The following is a 1,402-nucleotide window of genomic DNA, read 5'->3' as shown; positions in this document are numbered from 1 at the left end:
GCGTAGCGGACGATCTTGTAGGTGGGCAGCCCCTTGCGTCGCCGGTAGCTGCGGGCCTGGTTGTTCTTGCCGAACGTCGTCCATGCGGCCATGACGTGTTCGTCCAGGACCGACAAGGCGATGTTGGCTAGAAGCGGGGAGAGGATGCCGCCTTGCGGGGTGCCGGTGCGGGTGTCGCGCAGGATGTCGTCCTCGGCGAGGACGCCAGCCTTCAGGAACGCCTTCACCAGCGCCAGGACGCGTTTGTCGGCGATGCGTCGGCGCACCCGGTCCATCAGGGCCGTGTGGTCGATCTCGTCGAAGCACGCCGTGATGTCGCCTTCCAGCACCCACTCGTAGGAGTTGGAGGCCATCAGGTGAATCTCGGCGATCGCGTCCTGGGCCCGTCTTCCAGGACGGAAGCCGTAGGAACACGGCTTGAAGCCCGCCTCGAAGACGGGTTCGAGGATCAGCTTCAGCGCTGCCTGCACGATCCGGTCCTTCGCGGTGGGGATACCCAACGCCCGGCTCTTGCCGCTGGGCTTGGGGATCCGCCGCTGCCGGACGGGCAGAGGCTGAAACGCCCTGGCCCGAAGCTCCAGATGGAGCTTGAACAGGAACAGGCTCTGCCCAGGCGGGAGATCCTTGGGCCGTAACCCGTCGATTCCCGCCGATCGTGCTCCTCGATTGGAACGAACCCGGTGCCATGCCACCAGCAAGACCGCCGGGTTCCAGACAAGGTTGTACAGATCATGAAACCTCCGGTCCGGGCCGTCGAGGGCCCACCGGTGCAGCTTCGTCTGGATCTCCAGTACCTGTGCCTCCGCCTCATCCAGCGTCGGCCACGGATCGTCGATATTCACCGGCGTGCTCCTGGCATTCCAGCCCGAAGGCTGCGAACTCGCTGTCGTCCTTCGCCCTGCAAGCGGCTTTCCCGCTCTCCACGGCGGGGCGTAACTCCCGCGACTACTACGACGACTCCGCCCCGTCCCTTGGCCGTCAGCCGACGGTGGACCTGCCCGCCACCGCCCTGGCCGGGCGGCGGGAAGGGCGACCAAAGGACGGTTCCCGTGTTCACTGCGTTCCGATCGGCGGGGGCGGTGCCCAGCTTTGCCCCGGTAGCCTCGCCACGGGTACGCCGCAGGCCTTCCCCGATGGCCTCCATTCCGAAGTTACTCTCCGGACCAGGAGTCGACGCCCACGCACAACCAAGAGCGTCGCGTACTACTGCCCGGCCCCTATCCACCAGGTTTGAGCCGGTTCCACCCTTACGGAGGTTCAACCACTGGTTCACTCGCGTTACACCTACCCGCCTCGCTAGCCGGGCCCGCTGCCGTCTGGTAGTACCGGCACGTCCCGTCGTTGTCGCGGCTGCTTCCCACCCTTCCCCGCACCTCCGGGGTCAGGCTGCCGCCAGCTTCAC

1 protein-coding gene is annotated in these 1,402 nt (G+C 66.5%); it reads right to left on the bottom strand.

Going from position 1 to position 1,402, the window contains the following annotated elements:
• On the bottom strand, window positions 1-842 hold an 842-nt coding region (locus ACGFIZ_RS34245), incomplete at its 3' end, for a reverse transcriptase domain-containing protein (protein ID WP_393427456.1).
• Window positions 843-1,402: the final 560 nt, after the last annotated feature.

Origin of the sequence: Micromonospora sp. NPDC048830 (assembly GCF_043198215.1) — a bacterium.
Classification (GTDB): Bacteria; Actinomycetota; Actinomycetes; order Mycobacteriales; family Micromonosporaceae; genus Micromonospora.
This window is presented reverse-complemented; position numbering and strand designations above follow the sequence as displayed.